Source organism: Streptosporangium sp. NPDC050855, from assembly GCF_044456585.1.
Lineage (GTDB): Bacteria > Actinomycetota > Actinomycetes > Streptosporangiales > Streptosporangiaceae > Streptosporangium > Streptosporangium longisporum.
Genome location: NZ_JBITFY010000004.1, coordinates 323,296 through 349,186, shown reverse-complemented (window position 1 = coordinate 349,186; position 25,891 = coordinate 323,296). Strand labels below are relative to the sequence as shown.

23 protein-coding genes and 1 tRNA gene are annotated in these 25,891 nt (G+C 72.6%); 7 read left to right on the top strand and 17 right to left on the bottom strand.

The genetic code is table 11. The features are described 5' to 3' along the window. Positions 1-441 precede the first annotated feature (441 nt). Positions 442-927 (top strand): C40 family peptidase, encoded by a 486-nt coding sequence (locus ACIBCT_RS12315; protein ID WP_399187665.1) that lies wholly within the window; start codon positions 442-444, stop codon positions 925-927. A 316-nt stretch (positions 928-1,243) separates the two neighbouring features. Further along, positions 1,244-1,318: transfer RNA gene (locus tag ACIBCT_RS12310), tRNA-Arg, on the top strand. 302 nt (positions 1,319-1,620) lie between these two features. Here ACIBCT_RS12310 and ACIBCT_RS12305 read toward each other — a convergent pair. The 7 genes from ACIBCT_RS12305 to ACIBCT_RS12275 form a co-directional block, all read right to left on the bottom strand. Beyond that, positions 1,621-2,355: a hypothetical protein gene (locus tag ACIBCT_RS12305; RefSeq protein ID WP_399187663.1), complete on the bottom strand. Its 735-nt coding sequence runs from the start codon at positions 2,353-2,355 to the stop codon at positions 1,621-1,623. After that, a complete protein-coding gene (locus ACIBCT_RS12300) occupies positions 2,348-2,896 on the bottom strand; it encodes an RNA polymerase sigma factor (protein ID WP_399187661.1) in 549 nt (182 codons plus the stop codon). The genes ACIBCT_RS12305 and ACIBCT_RS12300 overlap by 8 nt, the downstream gene beginning before the upstream one ends. Beyond that, a complete protein-coding gene (locus ACIBCT_RS12295) occupies positions 2,800-3,498 on the bottom strand; it encodes a carbon-nitrogen hydrolase family protein (protein WP_399187659.1) in 699 nt (232 codons plus the stop codon). Before ACIBCT_RS12295 ends, ACIBCT_RS12300 begins: the two co-directional genes overlap by 97 nt. 124 nt (positions 3,499-3,622) lie before the next feature. Further along, positions 3,623-4,192, bottom strand: a complete 570-nt coding sequence (locus tag ACIBCT_RS12290) for a dihydrofolate reductase family protein (protein ID WP_399187657.1) — start codon at positions 4,190-4,192, stop codon at positions 3,623-3,625. 133 nt (positions 4,193-4,325) lie between these two features. Next, a complete protein-coding gene (locus tag ACIBCT_RS12285) occupies positions 4,326-5,126 on the bottom strand; it encodes a class I SAM-dependent methyltransferase (protein WP_399187655.1) in 801 nt (266 codons plus the stop codon). A 45-nt stretch (positions 5,127-5,171) separates the two neighbouring features. Beyond that, on the bottom strand, positions 5,172-6,566 hold the full coding sequence (locus ACIBCT_RS12280) for a cellulase family glycosylhydrolase (RefSeq protein WP_399187653.1): 1,395 nt from the start codon (positions 6,564-6,566) through the stop codon (positions 5,172-5,174). A 359-nt stretch (positions 6,567-6,925) separates the two neighbouring features. Beyond that, entirely contained in the window at positions 6,926-7,711 is a 786-nt protein-coding gene (locus tag ACIBCT_RS12275; RefSeq protein ID WP_399187651.1) for a DeoR/GlpR family DNA-binding transcription regulator, read from the bottom strand. A gap of 148 nt (positions 7,712-7,859) precedes the next feature. Between ACIBCT_RS12275 and ACIBCT_RS12270 the strand changes: the two genes are divergently transcribed. Further along, a complete protein-coding gene (locus ACIBCT_RS12270; protein WP_399187649.1) occupies positions 7,860-8,729 on the top strand; it encodes an SIS domain-containing protein in 870 nt (289 codons plus the stop codon). Positions 8,730-8,800: 71 nt separating this feature from the next. On the opposite strand, the gene ACIBCT_RS12265 is transcribed toward ACIBCT_RS12270, so the two are convergent. From ACIBCT_RS12265 to ACIBCT_RS12255, 3 genes are all read right to left on the bottom strand, one after another. Beyond that, complete coding sequence (locus tag ACIBCT_RS12265; RefSeq protein WP_399187647.1) at positions 8,801-9,958, bottom strand: NAD(P)/FAD-dependent oxidoreductase; 1,158 nt, start codon at positions 9,956-9,958, stop codon at positions 8,801-8,803. A 175-nt stretch (positions 9,959-10,133) separates the two neighbouring features. Beyond that, positions 10,134-11,099 (bottom strand): TIGR03557 family F420-dependent LLM class oxidoreductase, encoded by a 966-nt coding sequence (locus tag ACIBCT_RS12260; RefSeq protein ID WP_399187645.1) that lies wholly within the window; start codon positions 11,097-11,099, stop codon positions 10,134-10,136. A 191-nt stretch (positions 11,100-11,290) separates the two neighbouring features. After that, on the bottom strand, positions 11,291-12,631 hold the full coding sequence (locus tag ACIBCT_RS12255; RefSeq protein WP_399187643.1) for an NAD(P)/FAD-dependent oxidoreductase: 1,341 nt from the start codon (positions 12,629-12,631) through the stop codon (positions 11,291-11,293). Positions 12,632-12,987: 356 nt separating this feature from the next. On the opposite strand from ACIBCT_RS12255, the gene ctaD reads away from it, so the two are divergent. Further along, complete coding sequence (gene ctaD, locus ACIBCT_RS12250) at positions 12,988-14,652, top strand: cytochrome c oxidase subunit I (protein WP_399187768.1); 1,665 nt, start codon at positions 12,988-12,990, stop codon at positions 14,650-14,652. A gap of 96 nt (positions 14,653-14,748) precedes the next feature. Here ctaD and ACIBCT_RS12245 read toward each other — a convergent pair whose 3' ends face one another. Further along, entirely contained in the window at positions 14,749-15,747 is a 999-nt protein-coding gene (locus ACIBCT_RS12245; RefSeq protein ID WP_399187641.1) for an MBL fold metallo-hydrolase, read from the bottom strand. Positions 15,748-15,798: 51 nt separating this feature from the next. Further along, positions 15,799-17,052 carry an epoxide hydrolase family protein gene (locus ACIBCT_RS12240; protein ID WP_399187639.1) on the bottom strand — a complete coding sequence of 418 codons (1,254 nt, stop codon included), beginning with the start codon at positions 17,050-17,052 and terminating at the stop codon, positions 15,799-15,801. A gap of 62 nt (positions 17,053-17,114) precedes the next feature. Here ACIBCT_RS12240 and ACIBCT_RS12235 point away from each other — a divergent pair, with 62 nt between their 5' ends. Next, positions 17,115-18,083, top strand: a complete 969-nt coding sequence (locus tag ACIBCT_RS12235; RefSeq protein WP_399187637.1) for a helix-turn-helix transcriptional regulator — start codon at positions 17,115-17,117, stop codon at positions 18,081-18,083. A gap of 130 nt (positions 18,084-18,213) precedes the next feature. Here ACIBCT_RS12235 and ACIBCT_RS12230 read toward each other — a convergent pair whose 3' ends face one another. Next, positions 18,214-19,539 carry a carotenoid oxygenase family protein gene (locus tag ACIBCT_RS12230; RefSeq protein WP_399187635.1) on the bottom strand — a complete coding sequence of 442 codons (1,326 nt, stop codon included), beginning with the start codon at positions 19,537-19,539 and terminating at the stop codon, positions 18,214-18,216. A gap of 87 nt (positions 19,540-19,626) precedes the next feature. Between ACIBCT_RS12230 and ACIBCT_RS12225 the strand changes: the two genes are divergently transcribed. After that, positions 19,627-20,169 (top strand): PadR family transcriptional regulator, encoded by a 543-nt coding sequence (locus tag ACIBCT_RS12225; protein WP_399187633.1) that lies wholly within the window; start codon positions 19,627-19,629, stop codon positions 20,167-20,169. A 107-nt stretch (positions 20,170-20,276) separates the two neighbouring features. Here ACIBCT_RS12225 and ACIBCT_RS12220 read toward each other — a convergent pair whose 3' ends face one another. Both ACIBCT_RS12220 and ACIBCT_RS12215 read right to left on the bottom strand, forming a co-directional pair. Next, complete coding sequence (locus tag ACIBCT_RS12220; protein WP_399187631.1) at positions 20,277-21,170, bottom strand: serine/threonine-protein kinase; 894 nt, start codon at positions 21,168-21,170, stop codon at positions 20,277-20,279. Between the two features lie 26 nt (positions 21,171-21,196). Beyond that, complete coding sequence (locus ACIBCT_RS12215) at positions 21,197-23,116, bottom strand: N-6 DNA methylase (RefSeq protein WP_399187629.1); 1,920 nt, start codon at positions 23,114-23,116, stop codon at positions 21,197-21,199. An 84-nt stretch (positions 23,117-23,200) separates the two neighbouring features. Here ACIBCT_RS12215 and ACIBCT_RS12210 point away from each other — a divergent pair, with 84 nt between their 5' ends. Next, positions 23,201-24,004 (top strand): PP2C family protein-serine/threonine phosphatase, encoded by an 804-nt coding sequence (locus ACIBCT_RS12210; protein WP_399187627.1) that lies wholly within the window; start codon positions 23,201-23,203, stop codon positions 24,002-24,004. Between the two features lie 165 nt (positions 24,005-24,169). On the opposite strand, the gene ACIBCT_RS12205 is transcribed toward ACIBCT_RS12210, so the two are convergent. Both ACIBCT_RS12205 and ACIBCT_RS12200 read right to left on the bottom strand, forming a co-directional pair. Then, a complete protein-coding gene (locus tag ACIBCT_RS12205; RefSeq protein ID WP_399187625.1) occupies positions 24,170-25,000 on the bottom strand; it encodes a phosphoribosylaminoimidazolesuccinocarboxamide synthase in 831 nt (276 codons plus the stop codon). 191 nt (positions 25,001-25,191) lie between these two features. Next, positions 25,192-25,872: a winged helix-turn-helix transcriptional regulator gene (locus ACIBCT_RS12200; protein WP_399187623.1), complete on the bottom strand. Its 681-nt coding sequence runs from the start codon at positions 25,870-25,872 to the stop codon at positions 25,192-25,194. Between the last annotated feature and the right edge of the window lie 19 nt (positions 25,873-25,891).

Here is a 25,891-nt window from a genome sequence, read left to right as displayed (position 1 = left end):
GGCTGGTGGCAGGAGAGGCCCGCGGATGTGGACGGGCGGCCCTTCGGGTTCGCGGCCCCGGACGGAGGGCCATCTGACCCCGCGACCTCGGGCGGAGGGTCGTCTGAGCTCACGACCCTGGACGGAGGGGCATCCGGGCTCATGGCCCAGGACGGGCGACCCGCGAAGCCCCCGATCACGGGTGGAGAGGTGTCCGAGTCCTTGGGTGCGGGCCTGCGGCAGGAGGAGTCCCCGGAGGAGTCCACGGCCGCGAGTGGGTGGCCCGCGAAGCCTCCGGCCTCCGGCGGACGGCCGACGACCTCGATCACTCCCGGCACGACATCCGCTTCCGGCAGGCTGTCTCCTCCCGGTGGGCCGTCTGCTTTCGGCAGGACGTCCGGGACCCTCCGGGGTGGGCAGGAGACGTTCTCCGGCACACCCGAGGCGACGTCCGGCGGGCCGATGTCCTCGCGAAAGGGGAAGGCGTTCGCCGACCGGCGGCAGGCGTCTCTGAAGGGAAGGCGGCCGTCGTCACGAGAACGCGCTCTTCCCTCACGAGGCGAGATCGCGGCCGCCGCGGCGCTCCGCCAGCTCGGCAGGCCGTACGTCTGGGGAGGCGGTTCGAGCACGGGCCCGACCGGCGGGGGCTTCGACTGCTCGGGTCTCGCCCTGCACGCCTGGTCCAAGGCGGGGATCACGCTCGTCCACTACACCGGCACCCAGTTCAGGCAGGGTCGTAAGATCCCCTTCTCCCGGCTCCGGCCGGGGGATCTGGTCTTCTTCGGCAAGGACGCCAAGAAGGATCCCACCCACGTGGGCGTCTACCTGAAGGACGGGATCATGGTCCACGCCCCCAAGACCGGTGACGTCGTCAGAACCGTCGACTTCGCCGCCTCGCCCTACTACCGCTCCCTCTACCGAGGCGCCGTCCGCCCCTCTGCGGGCTGACCCCCGTCCCTCCCGGGCGCACCTCATCGCTCACCCGTGAGGCGACCGTCCCTGGATCCCACCGGTCGTCCCCGAAGCAGCCGTGGCCCACTCCACCACCGATCACCCCCGAAGCGATCACGGCCTGCTCCACCCCATGCTCCTGAGCCGACCGGTCGCCCTCGCCGGACCGCTTCGAGCCCTCCGGCGGCGGCCCGTCACCCCGCGGTTCCGCCGATCCACTGCTCCAAGGCGGTCCCGAGTCCCCTTGGTGATCACCGGTTCCCTATCTGAGTGTCGGTTCCCCCCAGGATGCTGGTAATGTAATCACGCGTTGGCCCCCTTAGCTCAGGGGATAGAGCACCGGCCTCCGGAGCCGGGAGCGCAAGTTCGAATCTTGCAGGGGGCACCAACCGAAGGCCAGGTCAGAGACTCTCTGACCTGGCCTTTCGCTTGTCCCGGTGATGGTCCGGTGCGCCGTCATCCAGTGATGGAGACATCGGATGCCGAGTGCCGTGGACGGCCGCGAGGCATGGTCGTTCTTGCTCGCCGGGTCTGCATGTCCGGCGGGGCGCCGGTGGTGGCGGACCCACCGGCCGACTGAGCGGCCGATGTACCCGCACGATCGATCGGTGTCCTCGCACGTGTCCGGTCCACTGGCAGGTCCCGCCGCTCACCGTCGTGGAACGGCTCGCGGCGGCGACCGAGGCAGTCCTATCGGGAAGCGTCGTAGACGGCGACCGACCAGGGCTGGGGGCGTGTACCGATCCGGGCGGCGAGCGTATCCGCGGTCTTCGTGTCGAGCCTGTACCTCCCGTCGCACACGGCCTTGCCGCACCTGAACGCGTCGCGGGGCGACATGATCGGGGCGTCCGGGGGGAAAACCCAGAACGTGACCGTGTGGGTGCGGCTCGTCCAGCCGGGCTCGTGACTCTTGTCGCCGAAACGGCTGCGCGTGCCGTCGGGGCCGCAGACACCTGGCGCCTCGCTCAAGCCGTGCTCCCAGGGTTCGGAGACCAGGACGAAAGAGCCCGGTGCGGAGCAGCGCAGCACGATCGCTGTCCTGGTGCTGGTGGGGCGGAACCTCAGGGTGACCTTCGTCGCCGTGCTCCGCGCCGTCTTCGAGCGAAGAAGCCGGAGCCCTTCGTACGTGGCCGGTGGTTCGACGGACGGCGTGAGCGGGACGGACGTGGGTGGCACGGACGGAGACGGGGCGATGGGAGACGGAGCCGTCAGGCCGCCGGTCATGATGACCACGGCGAAGGCCACGACGGCCGTCACCGCGGCGCAGGCCAGTGCCCAGGCCCAGCCGGGACGTCGCCTGGAGCTGCGACGACCGGTCGGCCGCCGTTCCTCGGCGGTCAGCCGGTCACGCGCACGGGCCACCACCTGGGACGAGGGAGGCGGTACGTCCGGAACGGCCTGCCCCAGCAGGCTGATCTCATCCATCGTGGGCCTCCTTCAGGGGGTTCGCGTCGCCCAGGGCCTTGCGCAGTTGCTTGCGCGCCCGGTTCAGCCGGGACGCGACGGTCCCGTACGGGATGCCGAGGGCGGCGGCCACCTCCGCGTGGCTGAGGCCGCCGAGAGCGAGGAGGAGGACCACGTCGCGGTCACGCTTGGCGAGACCGGCCAGTGCCCCCGCGAGCCTGCCCGTCACCTGCCGCGCGGCCAGCCTGGTCGTCACCGGGCCTTCGGGTCCCTCCTGGTCGTCGGCCGCCTCGGCCCGGCTGAGCGTCTTCCGCCGGCGTACCTCGTTCCGCCGGTGCCCGGCCAGGAGGTTGGTGGCGATCCCGTACAGCCATGGACGGATCCCGCCTCGGGAAGTGAGCGTCGAAGACCCGGCTGAAATCCTCGTGCGGCGACCACTCGCCGATCCCGGCCTGCGGCCCGGGATCAGGAGCGCTGGCCGATCGTCAGGCGGACGATCTCGCCCGGCTCCGGTCCCGCCTGGGCGGCCAGGTCGCCACCCGGCCTCCAGAACCCCGAGCACCCGGCCGTGTGCTCGAAGCCGCCACCGGTCGGTCCCGCGAAGCTCGCCACCGCCACCCAGACACGGTGATCGGTGGCGATCCGCCGCGCTCTCTCCTGCTGAACCGCCACGTCCGCCGCCTGGTGGACCACCCCGGCCGCATAGACGTCGATCCCCAGCGCGGCGGTCTCCTCGGCGTGCTGCGCGATCATCAGGTCCCGGCAGATCGCCAGTCCCAGCCGCAGGCCGTTCACCTCGATCACCTCGGACCGCTCCCCGCAGGCGAACCGGTCCTCGCTGGAGTGCACGTTGACCTTGCGGTAGGCCACCCCGACCCCGGCGCCGTCCACCGCCAGCATCGCGATGTACTCAAGCCCCTCTTCTGCGACCGGTGCCCCGACCAGGGCCAGCGCCCCCGTCTCCGCGCAGGCCTCCACGATCGGCCTCAGCCTCGGGTCCTCCGCGGTGATCGCCGGAGCGTCCAGGTGGTACCCCGTAAGCGACAATTCCGGAAATATCACCACCCTGGCCTCTGCTCTTCGCACCATCTCCGCGTGCCGTACCGCGTTCTTCTCCACGTCGTACGGCACACAGTGCGGTTGAGCCACCGCCAGCACGAGCACAAGGACCTCCGAAGAAGGGATCACCACGGGCGACCCGGATGACGGCCATCATTTCATCGGGGACCGGGACCGTCGGGGACGGGGACGCCCTTCAGGACGGGGCGGTCACCTCAGGAGGAGGCGGTCACCTCAGGACCCGGTACCGCAGGTGAGTGGCGTGGCGGGACTCGATCACCTCGGTGCGCTCCAGCCGGATCTGACGGCCGAGGTGCTCGAACAACCGGGTGCCGCCGTTCAGGATCACCGGGGCGACGTGCAGGAACAGCTCGTCGACCAGCCCGGCCGCCAGCGCCTGCTGGATGATGCCGGCGCCGCCCATGATGTGCACCGGCCTGTCCCCGGCGGCCTCGATCGCCTGCTCGACGGCGCGCTCGACGCCCCCGGTGACGAACGTGAACGTGGTCTCGCCCTTCACGACCACGTCGTGCGGCCGGTGGGTGACCACGAACACCGGCAACCGGTAGAACCCGCCCTCGGCCTCCCAGCCCTCGGTCTCGTCGTACACCTTCCGGCTGGTGACGACCGATCCGGCGAGCTCGCGGTCCTCGCCGATGGCGAGGTCCATGCTCCGGTCCTCGCCGACCCAGGCGTGGAGGACGTCGCCGCCCTCCCCCAGGCCGGGGTGGCGGTCGAGGTTCGGGCCGGTGACGAAACCGTCCAGTGACATCGAGATGTTCGCCTCCACCGTGGCCATGGCGACTCTCCTTCGGATCGGCGGGACGCGGCCGTCGCATCCGCGGCCGTGCTCCGGTACGTACGTTCTCGGGTTCGTTCCGACGTCGATCGGCGCCACCCGTTTTTTGCGCCTGCCCGTCGTGAACCGGGACTCACCCCGTCCCGGCGGCCACTCCCCGTACCGCCCAGGCCCTGGCGGAGAGGTGGACGGAGCCGTCCGGCCGGACGGGCAGGCGGGTGCGCAGGAGATCGCGCAGGGCGTCGCGGTGCTCGTCGTCCAGGGACGCGACGTACCCGGGGGCCGCTCCCTGCCCGCCGAGGAACGGCGTCCAGTAGTCGTCGAAGTCGGCGAACACCGTCGGGACCTCGATCGCCCGTACCGTCACCTCGCGCAGGCCGGCGTCCGCCCACAGGCGGCCGAGGGGCTCGGGACGGCAGAGGGGGAAACGCCGCATCTCGTCGGAGGCGGCCGTGTCCGGGCGGAGGGCGACGGCGGCGTCCCAGAAGTACCGCATCATGCCCATGCCCTCGGCGTAGTCCCAGACGTAGGCGGCGACCACACCGCCCGGCGCGGTGACCCGGGCGAACTCGGCCGCGCTGCGCCGCGGGTCGGGCGTGAAGTTGAGCGCCAGGCCGCTCACCACGGCGTCGAGACGACGGCCGGGCAGCGGCAGTGATCCGGCGTCGCCGGCGCAGAAGGCCGACCGGACGTCGACGATCCGGGTGCGGGCGTGGGACAGGAACCCCTCGGAGGTGTCCACGCCCAGGACCCGCACGGGATCCGTCATGGCCAGGACCGTCTCGGTGAGGGCCCCGGTGCCGCAGCCCACGTCGGCCCATCGCCGGCCGGTGGGCACGTCCAGCCATCGGAGGAACTCCTCGGCGACGGGACGGCTCCACCGGCCGACATAGGCCTCGTACGCGTCACCGACCACCCATGTGTCACGCCTCATACGAGGAGACGATACGACGGTTCGGCGACGGGGACGGGCCGGGTATCAGACCGCCTGGCAGGAGCCTCCGTTCAGGGCGAAGAAGGTGGGTTCGGCGGTGTTGCCGGTGTGGGTGGCCTGGAAGCCGATGGTGACGGAGCCGCCCGGCGCGAGGGTGCCGTTCCAGCCGGCGTTGGTCGCGGTGACCTGCGAACCGGTCGCCGCGTACGACGCGTTCCAGCCGTTGGTGAAGGTCTGGCCGGAGGGCAGGGTGAACGCCAGCCGCCAGCCGTTGATCGCCGAGCCACCGGTGTTGGTGATCGTGACGCTGGTGGTGAACCCGCTGTTCCAGGAGTTCATCACGTACGCCACCCGGCACGAGCCTCCCGGGCTCGGCGTCGGGGTGGGCGTGGGCGTCGGGGTGGGCGTGGGAGTGGGAGTGGGAGTGGGGGTGGGGGTCGGGGTGACGCCACCGTAGACGGTGGCCTCCCTGGCCGTGGCCTTGATGCCGTTGGCGCCGTTGAAGATCCGCTGACCCCAGGTGGTGAGCCGGGCGGGGTCGAAGTCGACCGCCATGTCCAGGATGGGATCGGTGTTGCCGCTCCAGGACCAGGCGAGGTAGCCCAGGCCCCGCGACACCGCCTCCGACAGCAGCGTCTCGTGGTCCACCTCGCCGGCGTTGAACCGCCAGCCGAACTCGCCGATGACCAGCGGCCACCCGTTGGCCTCGAACCGGTCGAGGTAGTCGGTGATCGACGAGGCGGTGTTGAACACGGCGTACATGTGGATGGACAGCACGGTGTTGCGCAGGGTGTCGGCGTCCAGGACCGTCTGGGCGTTGTCCCGCATGACGTACTGCCAGTCCTGGCCCCAGTTCGGCGCGTCGACCATCAGCAGGTGCTGGAAGCCGTTGGCGCGCATCTTCTTGATGGCGGCGGTGGTCGCGCCGGTCCACTGGGCGGCGTTGGTGTTGCCGATCGGCTCGTTGCCGATGTTGATGACGACGTGGTTCTCCTGGCCGACCAGCGCGCTCTTCTGGCTGATCCAGTAGTCGGCGGCCTCGTCGAGCGAGGCGGCCGCGCCCTCCTCGCCGTACCCGGTGGTGTCGTGCACCTCCAGGACGCAGATCAGCCGGTTCTGCTTGCACAGGGAGATCACGTCGGCGACGTCGTTGGACGGCCCCCACCGCTTGCCGGTGCCCAGCACCACGCGCACGGTGTTGGCGCCCAGCGCCTTGACGTCGGCGAACGACGAGGTCCGGCCCGTGTACCAGACGTGCGGGTGGTTGACCCCGCGCATGATGAACTTCTGGCCGTTCGCCTCGACGATGTCCGTGCCGCTGATGCGGAGCCCCACCGCCGCATGCGCGGGCTGAAGGCCCGTGAGCATGACGGCGCACAGGGCTACGGCCATGGCGACGAGTGCCGCGCCGGCCGTGGAAAGCCGCCGTATGGATCCCATCGAATCTCCTCGCTGGTTCTTCGCAACGGCCGGCGACGCGTCGACGACCGAGGGCCTGGTGGAAAGCCCCCCAGAATGTAGGCAGCGCCACCGGAGCTGTACAGCCGCCGCCGCGCCGCCCTGCCGCGCCCCGTGCGCCCCGTCCGTCTCCCCGGCCGTCACGGCGGTGCTGAGCTGGCCGGACCCCTCCATGACACGACGGTGACGATCCGCACGGGACCTCCCGGGACTCGTCCGGTCATGAAAATTCCACGTGGGAGGGGGCGGACGCGCCGGTGGGCACGGGGTGGCGCCGCCCGGACGGCGGGCGTGCAGCCGGGGGACGGTTCAGACGATCGGGTTCACCGGGGCGAGGCCGGTCAGGTGCGGACGACCTCGATCCCCGCGTCGGTGAAGCGCCGGACCGTCGCGTCCGGGGCCTCGTCGTCGGTCACGAGGACGTCGATGTCCTCGCACGGGCAGATCCGGGCGAACGCCCGCATGCCGAGCTTGGAGGAGTCGGCCACGACGACCACCCGGGCCGCACGGGAGGCCATCAGCCGGTTGACGCCGGCCTCGCCCTCGTGGTGGGCGAACGCGCCGTGCTCGGGGTCGAGCGCGTCCACGCCGAGGATCGCCAGGTCCAGCGAGATCTCCCGCAGCACGCCGTCGGCGAGCGGCCCGATGAGCTCGTACGAGGCGGGCATGGCGACGCCGCCGACGACCACCAGCTTGACGTGCCTGCGCACGACCAGCTCGCCGGCGATGTTCAGGGCGTTGGTGACGAGGGTGAGAGCCGGCTCGCCGTCCCGGCGGCGCGGATCGGCACCGGTGGCCAGACAGCGGGCGACCTCGGTGGTGGTGGTGCCGCCGTTCAGCCCGACGACCGCGCCCGCCGGGACCAGGGCGGCCGCGGCTGTGGCGATCCGGTGCTTCTCGGGCGCGTGCCTGGCCGCCTTGTACTGCAGCGGCAGGTCGTAGGAGATCGCGTTGACGACGGCGCCGCCCCGGGTCCTGGTCAGCATCTGCTGGCGGTCCAGGTGGTCGAGGTCGCGGCGGATGGTGGCGGCCGACACCCCGAGCTCGCCGGCCACGGCGTCGACCTCGACCCTGCCGTCCCGCGCCAGGATCGCGAGCAGCGCGTTCCACCGGTCATGGCTCGTCATGGGTGCCCTCCTCGCCCTCCTCGCCGTCCCCGCCCGTGCCGCGGTTCCGCCACGCGAAGCGTACCGAGCATCGGAACACCTCCACTTGCTCATCGATGCTCGAACATGGCATCTTGCAAGCATCTACGAGCATCAACGGGAGGCGTACGTGACGCACGTCCTGCGGGAGATCGCGAGCCAGCCCGAGTGCTGGCGGCAGGCGCTGGAACTCGGCGCGGCGGACCCGGCGGGCCTGCCGGAGACGGGCGAGCGCGTCGCCGTGATCGGGTGCGGAACCTCGCTGTACATGGCGCAGGCGTACGCGACCCTGCGCGAGCGGGCGGGCCAGGGGGAGACCGACGCCTTCCCCGCCTCGGAGCTGCCGCCGCGGCGCTACGACCGGCTGGTGGCCATCACCCGCTCCGGTACCACCACGGAGGTGCTGCACGCCCTCGGCGCCGCGGGCGACGTCCCCACGGTCGCCCTCACCGCCGACCCCGCGACCCCGGTCTCGGCGGCGGCGAGGACCGTGATCGCGCTGGAGTTCGCCGACGAGCGCTCCGTGGTGCAGACCCGGTTCGCCACCTGCGTTCTCGCGCTGCTCCGCGCGCACCTGGGGCAGGCGCCCGACGACCTGGTCGCGCAGGCCGAGACCGCGCTCGCCACGCCGCTGCCCGAGGGGGCGCTCACCCGGCGGCGCTTCACCTTCCTGGGCCGCGGATGGACCGGCGGCCTGGCGAGGGAGGCCGCACTGAAGCTCAGGGAGGCCGCCCTGGCCTGGTCGGAGGCCTACCCGGCGCTGGAGTACCGGCACGGGCCGATCAGCCTCGCCGACGAGGAGAGCCTGGTGTGGTTCTTCGGCGGTCAGGAGGAGCTGCTGGACGACGTGGCCCGCACCGGAGCCCTGACCACGGTCACCGCGCTCGACCCGCTGGCCGACCTCGTCCGGGCCCAGCGGCTCGCCGTCGAACTCGCCCGGACCCGCGGCCTGGACCCGGACAACCCGCGCAACCTCACCCGTTCGGTGATCCTGCCCTGACGCCCTGACGCCCTGACGCCCTGACGCCCTGACGCCCTGACGCCCTGACGCCCGTGCCCGGGCCGTCACGGTCAGGGCCCCCGGCGACCCCGGACGCCGTTCAGGGCCCAGCGGCGCAGGACGGCCATCGCCAGCGGCACCGGAACCGTCCCCGCCCCGAGGCCCACGTCGACCAGCAGGTCGAACACCTCCTTGCGACGGGCCGCGGTGTCGATCGCCGCGTCGATGAAGCCGGGCGACTGGGAGGCCCTGGCGAGCACGTCGGTGGTCCGCAGGTGCCGCCCGAGGGCCTTGCCGAGGCCGCGCCGGTAGGCGGGCAGCGGATCGTCGGCCGCCCGCATCGCGGCCTCCCCGGCGAGCCGGCCGGAGACGAGCGCGTAGTAGATGCCCTCGCCGGTGAGCGGGTTGATCAGACCGGCGGCGTCCCCGGCGAGCAGCACCCGTCCCGACCCCGGCCCGGGCCTGCCGGGGGAGAGCGGCAGATGGTGGGCGCGCAGGTCACGGGCGCGCAGGTCGGGCAGCAACTCGGCGAGCCGGCCGTGCAGCACCTCGCGGCCCGGCAGGCCGGTGGCGTGCAGCCGGGGCAGCAGCATCCCGTAGCCGATGTTGGCGGTGCCGTCGCCGATCGGGAACGACCACGCGTACGCGGGCCACCCGTCCTGCTGCATGAAGATGGACTGGACGTCGTCGTCGGGGGACACGTCGGCGTAGCCGCGCACCGCGATCGCGGTGTGCCGGTCGGGCGAGGGCGGGACGCCGATGAGGCGCCGCACGGTGGAGTTGGCCCCGTCGGCCGCCACCACGGCGCGGGCGGTGACGGTGCCGTCCAGGACGACGTGGCCGTTCCGGGCGGCGAGCGAGCGGACCTGGTGGCGGCGGACCTCGACACCGCGAGCCCGTGCGGCGTCGACCAGGCGGGCGTCGAAGACCTTGCGGGGGACGACGTGGTTGGGCCGGGCCGAGGTGGCCGAGACGCGCGCGCCACCGGGGGAGACCACCGCCAGGCGCTGCGTCGGCCGGTAGTCGGCGATCAGGTCGGGCAGGCCCAGCAGGGCGAGCTCGTCGCGTCCGTGCGCGGCGATGCCGTCACCGCAGGCCTTGTCGCGGGGGAAGTCGGCCCGGTCCAGCAGGAGCACCCGCGCGTCCGGCCGGAGCTGCCTCGCGCGCAGCGCCGCCGCCGCCCCGGCGGGCCCGCCGCCGACCACCACCAGATCCCAGACGTCGTCCACCCCGCTGAGCCTTCCCCGTACGACCGGGCGGAACCTCTCGCGGGCCCGCGTTCCGCCCGGTGCGCGTCGGGTCCCGGTCGTCGGGTCCCGGTCCCGGGGGCCGTCAGGGGCCGGTCCGCCACGGCCGACGGACACCGGCTCGCGGTACCCGCCGGGTCTCGGTGCCGGACGGTCGTCAGAGGCGGCGCAGCGCGGGCAGCAGTTCCTTCTCCGACCAGTCGAAGAACGCGCCCTGGTGCTCGTGACCGATCTGGACCAGGGCGACGTGGGTGAAACCGGCGTCGGTGAAGGCGCGGACCGCCTCCACGACCGCGTCCACGTCCGAGCCGCACGGCACGCTCTCCGCCACGTCCTCGGGCCGCACGGTCTGCGCGGCGGCGTCGAAGTTGACCGGGGCGGGGAGCTCGGCCATGACCTTCCAGTTGAACACCGACCAGCGCCAGAGCTTGTGGGCCCGCTCCTTGGCGGCCTCGGGGTCGGGGTCGTAGCAGATCGGGAGCTGACCGTAGACGGGCTTGCCCGTGCCGCCCTCGGCGGCGAACAGGCTCACCAGGCCCGCGTCGGGGTCCGTCGCGACGAGGGCGTCCCCGTGCTCGGCGGCGATCCTGCCCGACCGGCCGCCCGAGGCGGCGATCGCCAGCGGGACGGGCCGGTCCGGCCGGTCGAAGAGCTTGGCCGAGTCGACGTCGAAGTACTCGCCCCGGTAGGTGACGTAGCCGCCCTCGAACAGCTCGCGGATGATCTGTATGGCCTCCCTGAACATGCCGTGCCGGGTGTCGGCCGAGGGCCAGCCCTGACCCACCACGTGCTCGTTGAGGTTCTCCCCGGCCCCCAGCCCCAGGGTGAAACGGCCCTCGCTCAGCACGCCCATGGTCGCCGCCTTCTGCGCCACCACCGCCGGGTGGTACCGCATGATCGGGCAGGTCACGTACGTCATCAGCGGCAGGCTCCGGGTGGCGTAGGCCGCCGCGCCGAGCACCGACCAGGCGTACGGCGAGTGCCCCATCTCCTCCAGCCACGGGAAGTAGTGGTCGGAGATGACCGCGTAGTCGAAGCCGATCCGCTCGGCCGTGACCACGTCCTCGACCAGCTGCCGGGCGGGCGTCTGCTCGCACATCATCGTGTAACCGATCTTTGCCATACCCGGCTCCCTACCCCGACGCCCGCGCGCATCGCCCGCGGGGCCGACAATTTCGTCCTCTTTTACGCTTCCCCCGCTCGGCGTGGTGAGCCGTCCGGGTCCGCCTTCGGGCCGCTCAGTGCGGTGAGCCGTCCGGGTCCGCCTTCGGGCCGCTCGGCGTGGTGAGCCGTCCGGATCCCTCTTCGGGCCGTTCAGCGTGACGAGCCGTCCGGGCCCGACGCCGAGCCGCTCAGCACGGAGGCCCGCTCGGGCTCGCAGCAGGCGAGCGGCACCGCCGAGGCCGGGACCATGTCCAGCTGGACGGTCTGGCGGGGCAGCATGAAGTCCAGCAGCCAGCTCCCGGCGATCCGTCCCCGGCCGTGCGGGACGGCGAGCAGGTGGTAGGCGCGGGTGACGATCTTGGCCGCCAGGCCCGACAGCGGCACGCCCAGCGGGTTCGCGGCCGCTGCGGCGCCGCCCAGGTCGACGAGGAACCCCAGGTCCCCGTGCCGGTACGGCTGCAGCCGCCCGTGCCCGTACGAGGCGGCGATGTTGCGGGCGACGCGCTTGCCCTGGCGTTCGGCGTGCTGGGCGGTCATCGGGGTGTACTCGCCCGGCCGGGTGAGGTCGGGCACCGCGGCCGCGTCGCCGCAGGCGTAGACCCCCGGGTGGCCGGGCACCCTCAGGTACTCGTCGACCAGCAGCCGTCCCCGTTCGGTGGGCAGCCCCAGCGCCTCCACCATCGGGTCCGGTCGCACGCCGACGCACCAGATCAGGGACCGGGTCGGCACGAACTCCCCGTCGGAGAGCCTGACGCCCTCCGGTGTCGCCTCGGCCACGCCGGTCCCGGTGCGGATCTCCAGGCCCCGTCCCGTCAGGGTCCGGTGCGCCGTCCTCGACAGGCGCTCGTCGAGCTCGGGCAGGATGCGCGGGGCGATGTCGGCGAGGATCCAGCGTACGGGCTGGTCGCGCAGGTGCGGCCGCGCGTCGCGCAGGTCCAGGGTGAGCAGCTGGCCCTGCGCCGCCACCTCGGTGCCGGTGTAACCGGCGCCGACCACCACGAAGGTGCACCGCGCCCGGCGCTCCTCGGGGTCGGTGGAGGTGTCGGCGAGCTCGATCTGGCGGATCAGGTGGTCGCGCAGGTAGATCGCCTCGGCGATGCTCCGGAAGCCGTGGGCGTGCTCGGCGACGCCGGGTACGGGCAGCAGCTTGTTGACGCTGCCGACCGTGATCACCAGGCGGTCGTAGCCCAGCTCGCGGCGCCCTCCCTCGGAGTCGACGCAGGTCACCCGGCGTGCCTGGAGGTCGACGCCCTCCACCGTGGCGAGCAGGTGCCGGACGCCGGGACGGTCGCCCGCCAGCGGGATCGCCACCTTGCGCGGGTCGAGGATGCCCGCGGCGACCTCCGGCAGCAGGGGCAGGTAGAGGAAGTAGTCGGTGGGGTTGATCAGGACGATCTCGACGGCACCCTTGGCGATCCTGGAGAGCGTGCGGACGGCGGTGAAGCCCGCGAACCCTCCCCCGATCACGACGACTCGCTGTCGCTTGGTCATCAGGGTCGCTCCTTTCGACGCTCCGTTTCCAGCGGCGTGCCCTGTATGCCCCCCGGTCAAGCGCGACGGACCGGACCTCCTCGCTTCCGAGGCCCGCCCGTCCCGCCACCGTGGACGATCCGGTACGGGGCCGGTAATCCGCAGGTCAGCGCGCGGGCAAGATGGCCGGGCGAGCGAGTGGGAGCCGTCTCGCGGGGGGATGGCCGGGGGGAGGACGGTACGGAGCGGGGGCCACCCCCGGCCCACCGGCCCGCCGGTCCGGGCGGCGCACCGGCCCGGGACGACGCCGGTCCGACAACGAACGGGTTCGAAGGGGGTGGGCCGTGACGACCTCCGAACGGTCGCGCGAGGAACCGCTGACCTCACCGCTGGCGCCGCGCAGGAGCCCGCCGGGCTCGATCGTCGTGAACTGGCTCACGAGCACCGACCACAAGGTGATCGGGTACATGTACCTCATCACCGCGTTCGGCTTCTTCCTGTTCGCCGGGCTGATGGCCCTGGTCATCCGGGCCGAGCTCGCCCAGCCCGCGATGCAGCTCGTCAGCCAGGAGCACTACAACCAGCTGTTCACCATGCACGGCACGCTGATGCTGCTGCTGTTCGCCACCCCCCTGTTCGCCGGGTTCGCCAACGTGATCATGCCCCTGCAGATCGGCTCCCCGGACGTCGCCTTCCCCCGGCTCAACATGGTCAGCTTCTGGCTGTTCCTGTTCGGCGGGCTGATCGCCAGCTTCGGTTTCTTCACCGACGGGGGCGCGGCCGACTTCGGCTGGACCGGCTACCCGCCGCTGTCGACCGCCGCCTACTCCCCCCAGTACGGCAGCGACCTGTGGATCGCCGGGCTGGTGATGTCGGGCCTGGGCACGATCCTGGGCGCGGTCAACTTCATCACCACGATCATCTGCATGCGGGCCCCCGGCATGACGATGTTCCGGATGCCGATCTTCACCTGGAACACGCTGCTGACCAGCGTGCTGGTGCTGATGGCCTTCCCGGTGCTCGCGGCCGCGCTGCTGGGGCTGGAGGCGACCCGCAGGTTCGGCGCGCACATCTTCGACCCGCGCAACGGCGGGGTCCTGCTGTGGCAGCACCTGTTCTGGTTCTTCGGCCATCCCGAGGTCTACGTCATCGCGCTGCCGTTCTTCGGCATCATCACCGAGGTCATCCCGGTCTTCAGCCGCAAGCCCATCTTCGGCTACATCGGCCTGGTCGGCGCCACCATCGCCATCACCGGCCTGTCGATGACCGTCTGGGCCCACCACATGTTCCCCACCGGCCAGGTCCTGCTGCCCTTCTTCTCCTTCATGTCCTTCCTCATCGCGATCCCGACGGGGGTGAAGTTCTTCAACTGGATCGGCACCATGTGGCGCGGCCACATCATGTTGCACACCCCCATGCTGTTCGTGATCGGCTTCCTGGTCACCTTCCTGCTCGGCGGCCTGACCGGCGTGATCCTGGCCTCCCCGCCGCTGGACTTCCACGTGCACGACTCCTACTTCGTGGTCGCCCACTTCCACTACGTGGTCTTCGGCACCGTGGTGTTCGCCATGTTCGCGGGCTTCTACTTCTGGTGGCCCAAGATGACCGGCAAGATGCTCAACGAGAAGCTCGGCAAGTGGCACTTCTGGACGCTGTTCGTCGGCTTCCACGCCACCTTCCTGGTCCAGCACTGGCTGGGAGCGCGCGGCATGCCGCGCCGCTACGCCGACTACAGCGACCTGGACGGTTTCACCGGCCTGAACATGGTCTCCTCGGCCGGCGCGCTGCTGCTGGGCGCCTCGACCCTGCCGTTCATCTACAACCTGTGGTACACCGCCCGGCACGGCGAGCGGGTGACCGTCGACGACCCCTGGGGGTACGGCAACTCGCTGGAGTGGGCCACCTCCTGCCCGCCACCACGGCACAACTTCCTGTCGATCCCCAGCATCCGCTCCGAGCGCCCCGCCTTCGACCTGCACCACCCCAGGGCGGCCATGCAGCCGCGCCAGCTCGACCCGACCAAGCCCTCCGAGGAGATCTGACCGCGCTCCGGTACATCCCGCTGTTTGGGTCCGCGGGACGAGGCCGTACGACCGGGGGCGGGCTCGCCTGGGACGGTGCGGAACGGTAAGGAACGGTCAGTTCGGGGCGGCCGCGCGGCGCAGGGCGATCTCCGTGGTCTCCCGGGGGTAGGGCGATCGGCGTACGGCCTCGGCGGGGGAGAGGAGACCCGCGGCCACCTCCTCGCACAGCCCGGCGAGAGCGGCGATCTCCGCCTGCTGCGCGGCCACGAACGCGCGGTCCACCGGGTCGCCGTGCCCGGGGACGAAGGTGACGACCGGGACGGTGCCTCGTCGGGCCGCGTCCCCGCTCCCGTCCTTCACGTCCCCGCTTCCGTCCTTCACGCCCCCGGTCACGCTCCCGCTTCCGGCCGCGCTCCCGCTTCCGGCCCCGTTCCCGGCTTCGGTCACGGTGCCGGATCCGGGCGTGCCGGGGTCGGGGGTGCCGGGCCCGGGATCGGTGGCGTCGTCGGCGAGGGAGAGCAGGGCGGCGACCGTGGCGGGCCACTCCAGGGGGTAGGCGTCCTCGTAGGCGGGCGGGGCGCCGTTCTCCACGAGGTCACCGGCGAAGACCACTCCGGCGTCCGGTACGTGGACCACCAGGTCGTTGCCGGAGTGACCGCGGCCGAGGTGGGCCAGGACGATCCGGCGACCGCCGACGACCAGTTCCGTCCGGCCGGTCACCAGATGGTCGGGAGGCACGATCTCGGTCCCCTCGATGTCCGCGGCGACGTCCGGACGTCCCAGGTCCCGGTAGTACCGGGCCCACTCCCGCCTGGCCCGGTCACCGTTACGGATCAGGTCGGCGCGGCAGTCCCGGTGCCCCCAGACCGGGCCGCCGGGGAACGACCGGGTGCCGAAGGCGTGGTCGAAGTGCGAGTGGGTGATCGCCACCGTCCAGGGGGCGCCGGTGATCCGGCGGACCTCGGCGGCCAGCTCGGCCCCCTGCCGCTCGTCCCCGCGCGTGTCGACCACCAGGCAGCCGCCCTCGCCCACCACCAGCCCCACCGACAGGTCCAGCTCGGCGTACCGCCGCACCAGCACCCGGTCGGCCACCTCGGCCCATCGTCCTTCCACGGCTCGTATTCTGCCTCGCCCACCGGGCCGGGCACATCAGGTCGGACGATCTCAGCGAAGCTTCGCGAAGAACTCGCGGACGTCGTCGACCAGCAGGTCCGGTGCCTCCATCGAGAGGAAGTGGCCGCCCCGCTCCAGCTCGGTCCAGCGCACCACGTTGTGGTCGCGTTCGGCCCAGCGGCGGATGGTGACGTCATGGGCGGAGACCAGCACGCCGGTCGGCACCGTCCCGCGCTGAGGGGTCCAGCCGCCCCCGTCCCCGCCCCAGCCGGCGTCGTCCGCGGCGGAGGCGTCGTCGGCCGTCCCGCCCCAGGCGTCCGCAGCGGAGGCATCGTCGGCCGTCCCGCCCCACGCGTTCGCGGAGATCTCCTCGTAGTAGATCTGCGCCGAGGATCCGGCCGTGCCGGTCAGCCAGTACACCGAGACGTCGGTCAGGATGCGGTCGCGGTCCACGCTCTCCTCGGGCAGCCCCTCCTCGGGGTCGGTCAGCTCCTTGAACTTCTCCACGATCCAGGCGAGCTGCCCGACGGGCGAGTCGTGCAGCCCGTACGTCACCGTCTGCGGCCGCTTGGAGTTGCACTGCAGGTAGCCGTCGTTGAAGTTCTCCATCGCCTGCCAGCGTCGCCGCTCGACCTCGGTCAGGCCGTCCATCTCGCCCTCGGCGCCGATGGGGAAGGTCAGCAGGGCGTTGACGTGCATCCCGATCACGCGGTCGGGGGCCTGGGCGCCCATCTGGGGGGCGACCCACGCGCCGGTGTCGTAGCCCTGCACGCCGTAGCGTTCGTATCCGAGCCGCTCCATCAGCCGTACGAAGATCCCGGCCATCCGGGCCGCGCTCATGCCCGGCCCGGCCAGCGGGGTGGAGAAGCCGAAGCCCGGCAGCGACGGGATCACCAGGTGGAAGGCCGTGGCGGGGTCGCCGCCGTGGGCGCGGGGGTCCGAGAGCGGGCCGATGACGTCGAGGAAGTCCGTGACCCCGCCCGGCCAGCCGTGCAGCAGGACCAGGGGGACGGCGTCGGGCTCGGGAGAGCGTACGTGCAGGAAGTGGACGTTCTGCTCGTCGATGGCGGTGACGTACTGCGGGATCCTGTTGAGCGCGGCCTCGTGCTCCCGCCAGTTGTACCCGGTACGCCAGTACTCGGCCAGGTCCCGCAGGTAGGCGACGGGCACCCCCCGGCTCCATCCGACCCCGGGCAGCTCGTCGGGCCAGCGGGTACCGGCCAGCCGCGCCTTGAGGTCGTCGAGCCGGGACTGCGGGACGTCGATGCGGAAGGGGTGCACGTCCTCGTGCGAGGTGTTCGTCATGCCGATGAATCTGTCAGCCGCTTAGGACGGGTCCGCTCCTAAGCGCGTGACATTCTGGCGGCATGGTGGAGACCTCCGCGCGGCTGCTCACGCTGCTGTCGCTCCTGCAGACCCGCCGGGACTGGTCCGGTGCCGAGCTGGCCGAGCGCCTGGGCGTCTCCGGGCGTACGGTCCGCAGGGACATGGAACGGCTGCGCGGGCTCGGCTACCCGGTGCACGCCGTCCAGGGCACCGCCGGGTACCGGCTGGGCGCGGGCGCGTCGCTGCCGCCGCTGCTGCTCGACGACGACGAGGCGATCGCCGTGGCGGTCGGCCTGCGCACGGCGGCGGGCGGGCCGGTCACCGGGATCGAGGAGACCTCCCTGCGGGCGCTCACCAAGCTCGAACAGGTGCTGCCCTCCCGGCTGCGCCACCGGGTGAACACGCTGCACACGGCGACCGTGCGGGTCGGTGCCGGCGGGCCCGCGGTGAGCCCGGACACGCTGATGGCGATCGCCGACGCCTGCCGCCGCCACGAGCGGCTGCGCTTCGACTACGCCGCCCCTCGCGGTGGTGACACGGTCAGGTCGGTCGAGCCGCACAGCCTGGTCAGCTTCGGCCGTCACTGGTACCTCGTCGCCTGGGACACCGGCCGTGAGGACTGGCGCACCTTCAGGGTGGACCGGCTGACCCCCCGCGCCCCGACCGGCCCGCGGTTCACGCCCCGGCCACCGCCCGACGGCGACGTCGCGGCCTACCTGGCGCGGCGGCTGTCGTCGCGGGCCTGGCCGGTGCAGGCGACGGTCGTCCTGCACGAGTCCGCGGAGACCGTGGCGGACCGGGTGTGGCCCGGCATGGGCGTCGTCGAGGCCGTCGACGACGACGGCTGCCTGCTGCACGTCGGCGCCGAGACCCCGTCCGCGCTGGTCTGGATGATCACTTCGGTGGACACCGCCTTCACCCTGGTCAGCGGGCCGCCGGAACTCGTCGAGGCGCTGCGCGCCCAGGCCGAGCGGTGCCTGCGCGCCCTGGGGGAGGGCCCGCGGGACTGACGCGTCCGGAGCCGAGAGGACCGAGGCCGGGGCGGCCGAGGCTCAGGGTTCAAAGCGGCCGGTGCTCAGGGCGGTCGAGGCTCAGGGTTGTCGAGGCTCAGGGCGGTCGGAGCTCCGGGGGTGTCGGGGCTCAGGCGTCGGCGAACCAGCCGCCGTGGAAACCGGCGGGCACCCGGCGCGGCAGCCGTACGGTCGCGACCGGCTCCAGCGTGCCGGCGTCCAGCACCAGCAGCGCCGAGGCGTCGGCGGCGGTGACGATCGACATCAGCCAGCCGTCGTCCTCGGCGCGGGCGCCGTCGGCCGGTACGAACACCGCCTCGCCCGTCGTGCCCCCGGTCGGCCTGACGACGCTCGCGCCGGTCCGCGCGTCGTACTTGACGACGGCGTCGTCGGCCACGGTGTACAGGTAGCGGCTCGGCAGGCCGGTGCGCTCCTCGTTGAGCGTGGGGAACTCGACCGGACGGTCGTCGAGGGCCTCCTCCTTGGCGTGGCCGCCGTCCAGGTCGAGCGTCCAGCGGTGCAGGGTCGAGCCGATCTGCAGGGAGGAGGTCTCGGCGGGCCCGGGGACGCCGGTCGCGCTGCCGCCCATGCTGCCCCACGTCTGCCGGAAGCTCTCGGGCGAGTACCGGACCGCGTCGAGGACGACCCGGCCGGCGGCGTCCTCGTGGGCGTTGCCGACGTGGAAGACGTAGCACGGGTCCACGTCGAACCAGCGCACCCGCCCGTCGGCGCGGCCCATCACGCCCAGCCGGGCGCCGTAGCCGTCGTCCCACCGGTAGGGCAGGCCGCGGCGGGCCTTGGCCATCTCGATGTCGAAGATCACCGGCAGGTCGAGCCACACCACGTGGTCACGGGTGATCGCGAAGTCGTGCATCATGGTCGGCCCGGGGACCTCGACCCGGCGGCTCTCGACCAGCTCCCCGCCGGCCGACAGGCGATGGTAGGTGAGGTAGGGCGGGGCGAAGCCGTACCCGAAGAAGAGCAGCTCCCCGGTGTCCGGGTCCCGCTTGGGGTGGGCGGTCATGGCCGTGGTCAGCCGGCCGCCGAAGTCGCAGGCGCCGACCGTGTCCAGCTCGGGGGTGACCTCGTACGGCAGCCCGTTCTCGACCAGCGCGAGCGTGCGGCCGGAGTGCCGGATCACGCTGGTGTTCGCGGTGACGGCGGCCAGGTCGCGCTCGCCGCCGGGCCGCAGCGAGAGGGCGCCGTCGGTGAACCGGGTGGTCCGCGTCCACCGGTTCCGGTACCACTCGGCGCGGCCGTCGCGCAGGCGGACGCCGTGCAGCATGCCGTGCCCGGCGAACCAGTGGCCCGAGTCCTCGCCCGGGCGCGGGTTGGGGCCGTTGCGCACGTAGCGGCCGGTCAGCTCGGCGGGGAGGACGCCCTCGACCGGCAGATCCCGGGCGCCGATCTCGTCGGCGACCGGTGCGAGGTCGCCCCGCAGGTAGGACGGAACCATGATCTCCCCTTTGATATTCCAGTAGTGACATGTCGAAAGTAGACCTTCCAGATATGACATGTCAACATAGGAAGATAGAATGCGGTCATGAGCCTCCGACACGCGTTGCTGGGCCTGCTCTCCGAGGGACCCGCGAGCGGATACGACCTGATGAAACTCTTCGACCTCTCCCTGGCCAACGTCTGGCCCGCCACGCAGAGCCAGCTCTACGGCGAGCTGGGCCGTCTGGCCGGTGCCGGGTTGATCGAGGTCGTCGCCGAGGGGCCCCGGGGCCGCAAGGAGTACGCGCTGACCGAGACCGGCCTGTCGGAGCTGCGTCACTGGCTGACCCGGGTCGAGCCCGAGCAGGTGCGCCGCAGCGACATGCTGCTGCGGGTCTTCTTCCTCGGCGTCGTCGAACCCGCCGACGCCCACGCCTACCTGGCCAGGCAGGGCGCCATCGCCGCCGAGGAGCACGGACGGCTCGAGCTGATCCGGCCCGCGACCGAGGGCGACGAGCCCCTGTCGGTCTACGGACGGCTCGCGCTGGAGTGGGGGCTGCGGTTCACCGCCCTGCAGCGGGACTGGGCCGAGTGGGCCGCCCGCGAGATCGAGGCCGTCACCTCCGGGGACGCGACGCCCGAACGGTAGGGGCCGGTCGCGGTGCCCTGAGCCTCAGGTCCGGCCGCCTTCCGCGATTCCGGGCCTCAGGTCCGTTCCCGGCCTCGCCCCGGCGGGTTCCCCGGTCCGGCCGGACCTCAGGCCAGGACGCGGCCCACCATCCGCGCGTACATCCGCCCCGGGCTCGGCACCGACGACGGGTGCAGGAAGCCCGGGAGCATCGGCAGGTCCACCGCGAACGGCTGCAGCCGCTCGTACAGCACGTCCGCGCCGGAGGGGCGGTCGTCCGGGTCCTTCTCCAGCAGCTCGGAGACGAGGCGGTCCAGCTCGGCCGGCACCCCCGGCACCCGCGGCGGGCGCTCCTTGACCTGGCGCTCGAACACGGCGTACTCGGTGGGGCCGGTGAACAGCTGCCGGCCGGTCAGCATCTCGTGGATCACGCAGCCGAGGGCGTACAGGTCGCTGCGAGGGCCGGACAGGCCGCGCTGGATCTGCTCGGGCGCCATGTAGGACGGGGTGCCGAGGATCTGGCCCACCCGGGTGAACTGGGCGGTGTCGGCCTCGCGCAGCACGGCCAGGCCGAAGTCGAGGACCTTCACGCTCCCGTCCGGGCAGAGCATCAGGTTGGTCGGCTTCAGGTCGCGGTGGTGGATGGAGAGCGCGTGGGCGGCCGTCAGCACCGCGCAGGCCTGCGCGGCGATCGCCGCCGCCCAGGGCACCGGGAGCGGGCCGTGCTCGCTGACCACGTCGGCCACGGTGACGCCCTCGATGAACTGCATGACCTGGAACAGTCGCTGGTCGAAGGTGCCGAAGTCGTACAGGACGGGTGCGCCGGGGTGTTCCAGCCTGGCCAGGATGCGGGCCTCGCGCAGGAAACGGCGGTTCAGTTCCTCGTCGGACCCGGCGAGGAACCTCAGGAACTTCACGGCCACCCTGCGGTCGAGGTGCCTGTCGTGGGCGCCGTAGACGGCCCCCATGCCTCCCTGGCCCAGCGGGAGGTCGTCGAGCACGTATCGGTCGCCGATGACCATCGACCCTCCCATCGACGTGCCGGGCGTCACGCCCCGTGGTCGCACGGCCGGAGATGACCGTCGACCAGTCCGTCAAAGCCTAGCCGGATCAGTGTCTCCCCCAGCGTCCTCGTCGCCCGGAGTCGATCTTCCAGCTCGAACAGCTCGCGGAAGGCCGTGCCGTACAGCCGCTGGTCGGCCAGGGGCAGCATGGGCACCCGCGTCCGCCGCACGTCCAGGCGGCTGGAGCCGGCATGGACCCTGGTGCCGTCGGCCGAGCGCAGGAAACCGGCGAGGAACGCCGAGTCGAGCCGCTGCGGGTCGACCCGGTAGAGCGTGAGCTGCGGCCCGAGCGCCGCGCCGCTCTGCGTGATCACCCTGACCGCGCCCAGCACGCTGGTCACCACGTCCCCGGGCCTGATCATGACCAGCGCCGGGTCGAGGACGGTGCGGCCGGAGGGCGAGGCGCCGGCCGCGGTGTCGTCGGCGGTCAGCACCGGCAGCGGGCCCTCGTCGGCCGACATCCGGGGCGGCGCCTGCAGGATCGTGATCAGGCCCGCCTTGGCCAGCTCGCCGACGGTGGTGGTCGGCAGGTCCTGGCGCTCGGCGAGCGGCTCCAGGCCCGGGGTGGCGTCCGGCAGCGTGGCCGAGGTGGCCCTGAACCTGTCCAGCGCGTCGGTGAAGTCGCGCAGGAAGTCCGGGCCGACCTGCTGCGGGCGGTGCCTGGCCGGGGTCAGGTCCACCTCGTCGTCGAGCAGGTCGATGATCCGCACCGTGCGGCCGTGGCCGCGCGGTTCGGCGTCGGGGTTCTCCAGGTACGCCCGCCAGGCCGGCTCCACCACCGACAGGTCGTCGGCGGCGTCCACCACCAGCAGCCGGGACGGCGGCCGTCCCCCGTCCGGGCGGCGGAGCATCCACAGGTCGGGGCCGCCGGGCGCGAGCGTCACCACGGCGCGCAGCGCCCCGGACCGGAGCAGGTTGCCGCGGATCCGCTTGCCCGGACGGCGGCCGGCCGCCGCGGCGGGCATCAGGATCGCCACCAGGCCGCCCGGCCGCACGTGGGCCAGGCAGTGCTGCACCCAGGCGAGCTCGGACTCCCCGCGCGGCGGCAGGCCGTACTCCCAGCGCGGGTCGCCGGCCAGCTCGTCGTGCCCCCAGACCCGCTCGTTGAACGGGGGGTCGCAGACCACGGCGTCGGCGGCCTCGCCGGCCAGGCCGTCCTCGCGCAGGGAGTCGCCGGCGACGACCCGCGCCGGGGCCCCGCGCAGCAGCAGCCGCACCGCCGCGATCAGCGCGCTCGTCTCGCCGATCTCCTGCCCGGCCAGGACGGTCCTGCGGCGCGCCACCGCGTTCGCGCCCAGCAGCAGGGTCCCGACGCCGCACGCCGGGTCGAGGACGACGCCCCCGCTCCCGGCCGCCAGCCGGACCATCAGCGCGGCCACGTCGTCCCGGGTGACCGAGAGCTGGCGGGAGTGGGCCTCGACGTAGCGCTCGCACAGGAACTCGAACGCCTCCAGCGGGCCGCGTTCGGAGGCGAGCTCGGCGACCAGCCGGACGAGGGCCAGGTCCTCCAGGCGGAGATCGGACGGGCCCGGAAGGTCCGTCGTGACCTCGGCCGCCCGGGTGAGAGACTTCACCCCATGATCACGCCAGTCGGCGGGCTCGCGGCTCAGGAACAGCAGGAAGGCGCCGACCCTGGCCACCAGCTCGCCCAGCTTGAGGTCGTCCACCGAGGTGCGCATCCGCTGCCAGACCAGGTCGCCGAGCGAGATCTCGAACGACTTGCCGTTCGCGCGCAGCCACCCGGTGACCTCGGGCAGTGAGAAGAGCGGGCTGGAGGCGGTGCCGCTCACCGGCCGGGGGAAGTCCTCGTGACGGCGGCGCCAGTTGCTCACCGCTGCCCTCCCGACCCCGGCGAGGCGGGCGATGTCGCCCGCGTTCACGGTGATCTCCTGGCTCTCCTCCATGGAGGGTCACAGTAGTTCACTGTGCCGCGACGGTCTACAAGGACTTTGCTTGTGAAGTGCTTCAACCAATGATTTACTGCCCTCATGGCACTGAACCAACCACTGGCACTGCGCTACGCGGCCCGCTCGGACGTGGGTGTCCGTCGCGAGGCGAACGAGGACTCGGGCTACGCGAGCGTGCGCCTGCTCGCCATAGCCGACGGCATGGGCGGCCACGCGGGTGGAGAGGTCGCCAGCTCCCTAGCGGTCACCGCCATGGCCGCGCTGGACGAGAGCCTGCCGGGGGAGGGCGTCGACCTGCTGGCCACGCTCAAGGGCGTCGCCAGGGACGTGAACCACACGCTGCGCGAGATGAGCGAGCAGGACCCCACGCTGCGCGGCATGGGCACCACCCTGACCGCCATGCTCTGGGACGGTGCCACCTTCGCCCTCGCGCACGTCGGGGACTCGCGGGCCTACATGCTGCGCGACGGTGCCCTCTACCAGATCACCCACGACCACACCCTGGTCCAGTCGCTGGTGGACGAGGGGCGCATCACCCCCGAGCAGGCGGCCGAGCACCCGCGCCGGTCGATGGTGCTGCGGGTGCTGGAGGGCACCGGCGACGGCGAGCTGGACCTGTCGCTGCGCGAGGCCTACCCCGAGGACCGCTACCTGCTCTGCTCCGACGGCCTGACCGCCGTGGTCGGCCCGGAGACGCTGTTCAACACGCTGACCGAGATCTCCGACCCGGACGAGGCCGTCGGCCGGCTGATCGACCTGGCCAACCGCGGCGGCGGCCCCGACAACATCACCTGCATCGTGGCCGACTTCGCGGCGCCCACCGGTTCCACCCCGGCCGTCCCGGCCATCGTGGGCGCCGCGGCCGAGAGGAGACTCGCCCGGTGAGCCCCGCCGGGTGAACCTCACCGGATGAGCCTCGCCGGATCCCGGCCCGCACCCTGACCGGGATCCGTCCGGACCGGTCCGGATCCGACGCGTCCGGGTGCCGGCGGGCGCGGTAGGTGCCGGCGGGCACCGGTGGGTGCCGGTGGGCTCACGCGCTCGCGGTGCTCACCAGGTCTCGCCGGTGATGCGCTCGTACGCCTCCACGTAGCGCGCCCGGGTGACCTCCACGACCTCCGCGGGCACCTCGGGCGCGGGCTCCCTGCGGTCCCAGCCGGTGCCGGTGGCCCAGTCGCGCACGTACTGCTTGTCGAAGGAGAACTGCGGGCGGCCGGGCTCCCACCGGTCGGCGGGCCAGAAGCGGGAGGAGTCGGAGGTCAGCACCTCGTCGCCGAGCGTCAGCGTGCCGTCGGCGGCCCGGCCCAGCTCGATCTTGGTGTCGGCGATGATCACACCCCGCCCTGCGGCCAGCTCCGACCCGCGCCGGTAGATCTCCAGCGTGATCCGCCGGAACTCCCCGGCGGCCTCCGCGCCCTCCAGGGCGACGACGTCCTCGTAGGAGATGGGCTCGTCGTGCTCTCCCAGCGGTGCCTTGGTGCTGGGGGTGAAGATCGGCTCGGGCAGCCTGGAGCCGTCCACCAGGCCGGACGGGAGCGGCACGCCGGAGACCGTCCCGCTCGCCAGGTACTCCTTCAGGCCGCCACCGGTCAGGTAGCCGCGCGCGACGCACTCGACCCGCGCCATCTCCAGCCTCCGGCACCGCACCGCGCGCCCCTCGAACTCCGCCGGTACGTCGGTCGCCGAGATCACGTGGTTGGGCACGATGTCGGCGAGCCGCTCGAACCACCACAGCGACAGCCGGGTGAGGATCTTCCCCTTGTCCGGGATGGGGGTGGGCAGGATCACGTCGTACACCGACACCCGGTCGGACGCCACGAGGACGATGTCCCCGCGGTCCTCGTAGACGTCGCGGACCTTCCCGGAATGAAGAAGCTTCACTGCGTTCCCTGCTCTCGCACGGCCCGGCGGCCCCCCGCGGGCCACCGGTCATCGACCGACATCCGCCCACCGTATTGGACGCGCCCCGCGGGCCGTGCCGGGTGGTCCGCCCTGCCGGTGGGGGACGCCGGGCCGGTCCGGTCCGCCGTGCGAGGGCCACCCGGCCGCGCGGGGGCCGGGGAGACCGGGGGTCAGGCCGTCGGGGGGATCAGGCCCAGCAGGCGGCAGCAGCGCAGCACAGCGCCGGAGTCCCCGTCGAGGCGGAGCCTGCCCAGCACGACGGCCTCCAGCGGATCGAGCCGGCCCGCCCCGATCTCCACGAAGGTGACCGCGTCGGTGACGGCGAGCAGGTCGGGGGAGACGGCGCGGCCGGGGACGATCCGGGCCGTTCCCTCCTTGACCTCCAGGTGGAAGACCTCCTCGCGCCCGTCCTTGCCCGCGATCTGGAACTGGTAGCACTCGTCGGGGCCGTCCGCGGGAGGCGTGCGCATCATGGCCTCCACCGCGACCAGCGACCACTCCGGGCGCACCTCGTCGTGCGGGTCCGGCTCGGCCAGCAGCGGCATGCCCCACCGGGCCAGGCCCAGCACCACGGGACGGAGCGACTGGCCGGTCTCGGTCAGCCGGTAGCGGCGGGCTCGGCCGTCCGGGTCGGAGGTGAGCTGCTCCACCACCCCGGCCTCGCCCAGCAGCCTCAGCCGCACGGCCAGCAGGTTCGTGCCGATGCCGGGCAGGTTGGCCAGCAGCTCGTTGTAGCGGCGGGGCGCGACCAGCAGCTCCCGGACGATGAGCAGGGTCCACCGCTCACCGATCACGTCAAGGGCCGCGGCCAGGCCGCAGTACTGCCCGTAGTGTCTGCGCCCTTCCTTCATGAGGTGACTTTACTCGCAT

Coding starts and splice junctions, on each gene's coding strand:
- ACIBCT_RS12315 (WP_399187665.1), top strand. CDS start 442: ATGTCCTCGCGAAAGGGGAAGGCGTTCGCCGACCGGCGGCAGGCGTCT.
- ACIBCT_RS12305 (WP_399187663.1), bottom strand. CDS start 2,355: ATGGATGAGATCAGCCTGCTGGGGCAGGCCGTTCCGGACGTACCGCCT.
- ACIBCT_RS12290 (WP_399187657.1), bottom strand. CDS start 4,192: ATGGCCACGGTGGAGGCGAACATCTCGATGTCACTGGACGGTTTCGTC.
- ACIBCT_RS12285 (WP_399187655.1), bottom strand. CDS start 5,126: ATGAGGCGTGACACATGGGTGGTCGGTGACGCGTACGAGGCCTATGTC.
- ACIBCT_RS12280 (WP_399187653.1), bottom strand. CDS start 6,566: ATGGGATCCATACGGCGGCTTTCCACGGCCGGCGCGGCACTCGTCGCC.
- ACIBCT_RS12275 (WP_399187651.1), bottom strand. CDS start 7,711: ATGACGAGCCATGACCGGTGGAACGCGCTGCTCGCGATCCTGGCGCGG.
- ACIBCT_RS12260 (WP_399187645.1), bottom strand. CDS start 11,099: ATGGCAAAGATCGGTTACACGATGATGTGCGAGCAGACGCCCGCCCGG.
- ACIBCT_RS12255 (WP_399187643.1), bottom strand. CDS start 12,631: ATGACCAAGCGACAGCGAGTCGTCGTGATCGGGGGAGGGTTCGCGGGC.
- ACIBCT_RS12240 (WP_399187639.1), bottom strand. CDS start 17,052: ATGACGAACACCTCGCACGAGGACGTGCACCCCTTCCGCATCGACGTC.
- ACIBCT_RS12235 (WP_399187637.1), top strand. CDS start 17,115: ATGGTGGAGACCTCCGCGCGGCTGCTCACGCTGCTGTCGCTCCTGCAG.
- ACIBCT_RS12230 (WP_399187635.1), bottom strand. CDS start 19,539: ATGGTTCCGTCCTACCTGCGGGGCGACCTCGCACCGGTCGCCGACGAG.
- ACIBCT_RS12225 (WP_399187633.1), top strand. CDS start 19,627: ATGAGCCTCCGACACGCGTTGCTGGGCCTGCTCTCCGAGGGACCCGCG.
- ACIBCT_RS12220 (WP_399187631.1), bottom strand. CDS start 21,170: ATGGTCATCGGCGACCGATACGTGCTCGACGACCTCCCGCTGGGCCAG.
- ACIBCT_RS12215 (WP_399187629.1), bottom strand. CDS start 23,116: ATGGAGGAGAGCCAGGAGATCACCGTGAACGCGGGCGACATCGCCCGC.
- ACIBCT_RS12210 (WP_399187627.1), top strand. CDS start 23,201: ATGGCACTGAACCAACCACTGGCACTGCGCTACGCGGCCCGCTCGGAC.
- ACIBCT_RS12200 (WP_399187623.1), bottom strand. CDS start 25,872: ATGAAGGAAGGGCGCAGACACTACGGGCAGTACTGCGGCCTGGCCGCG.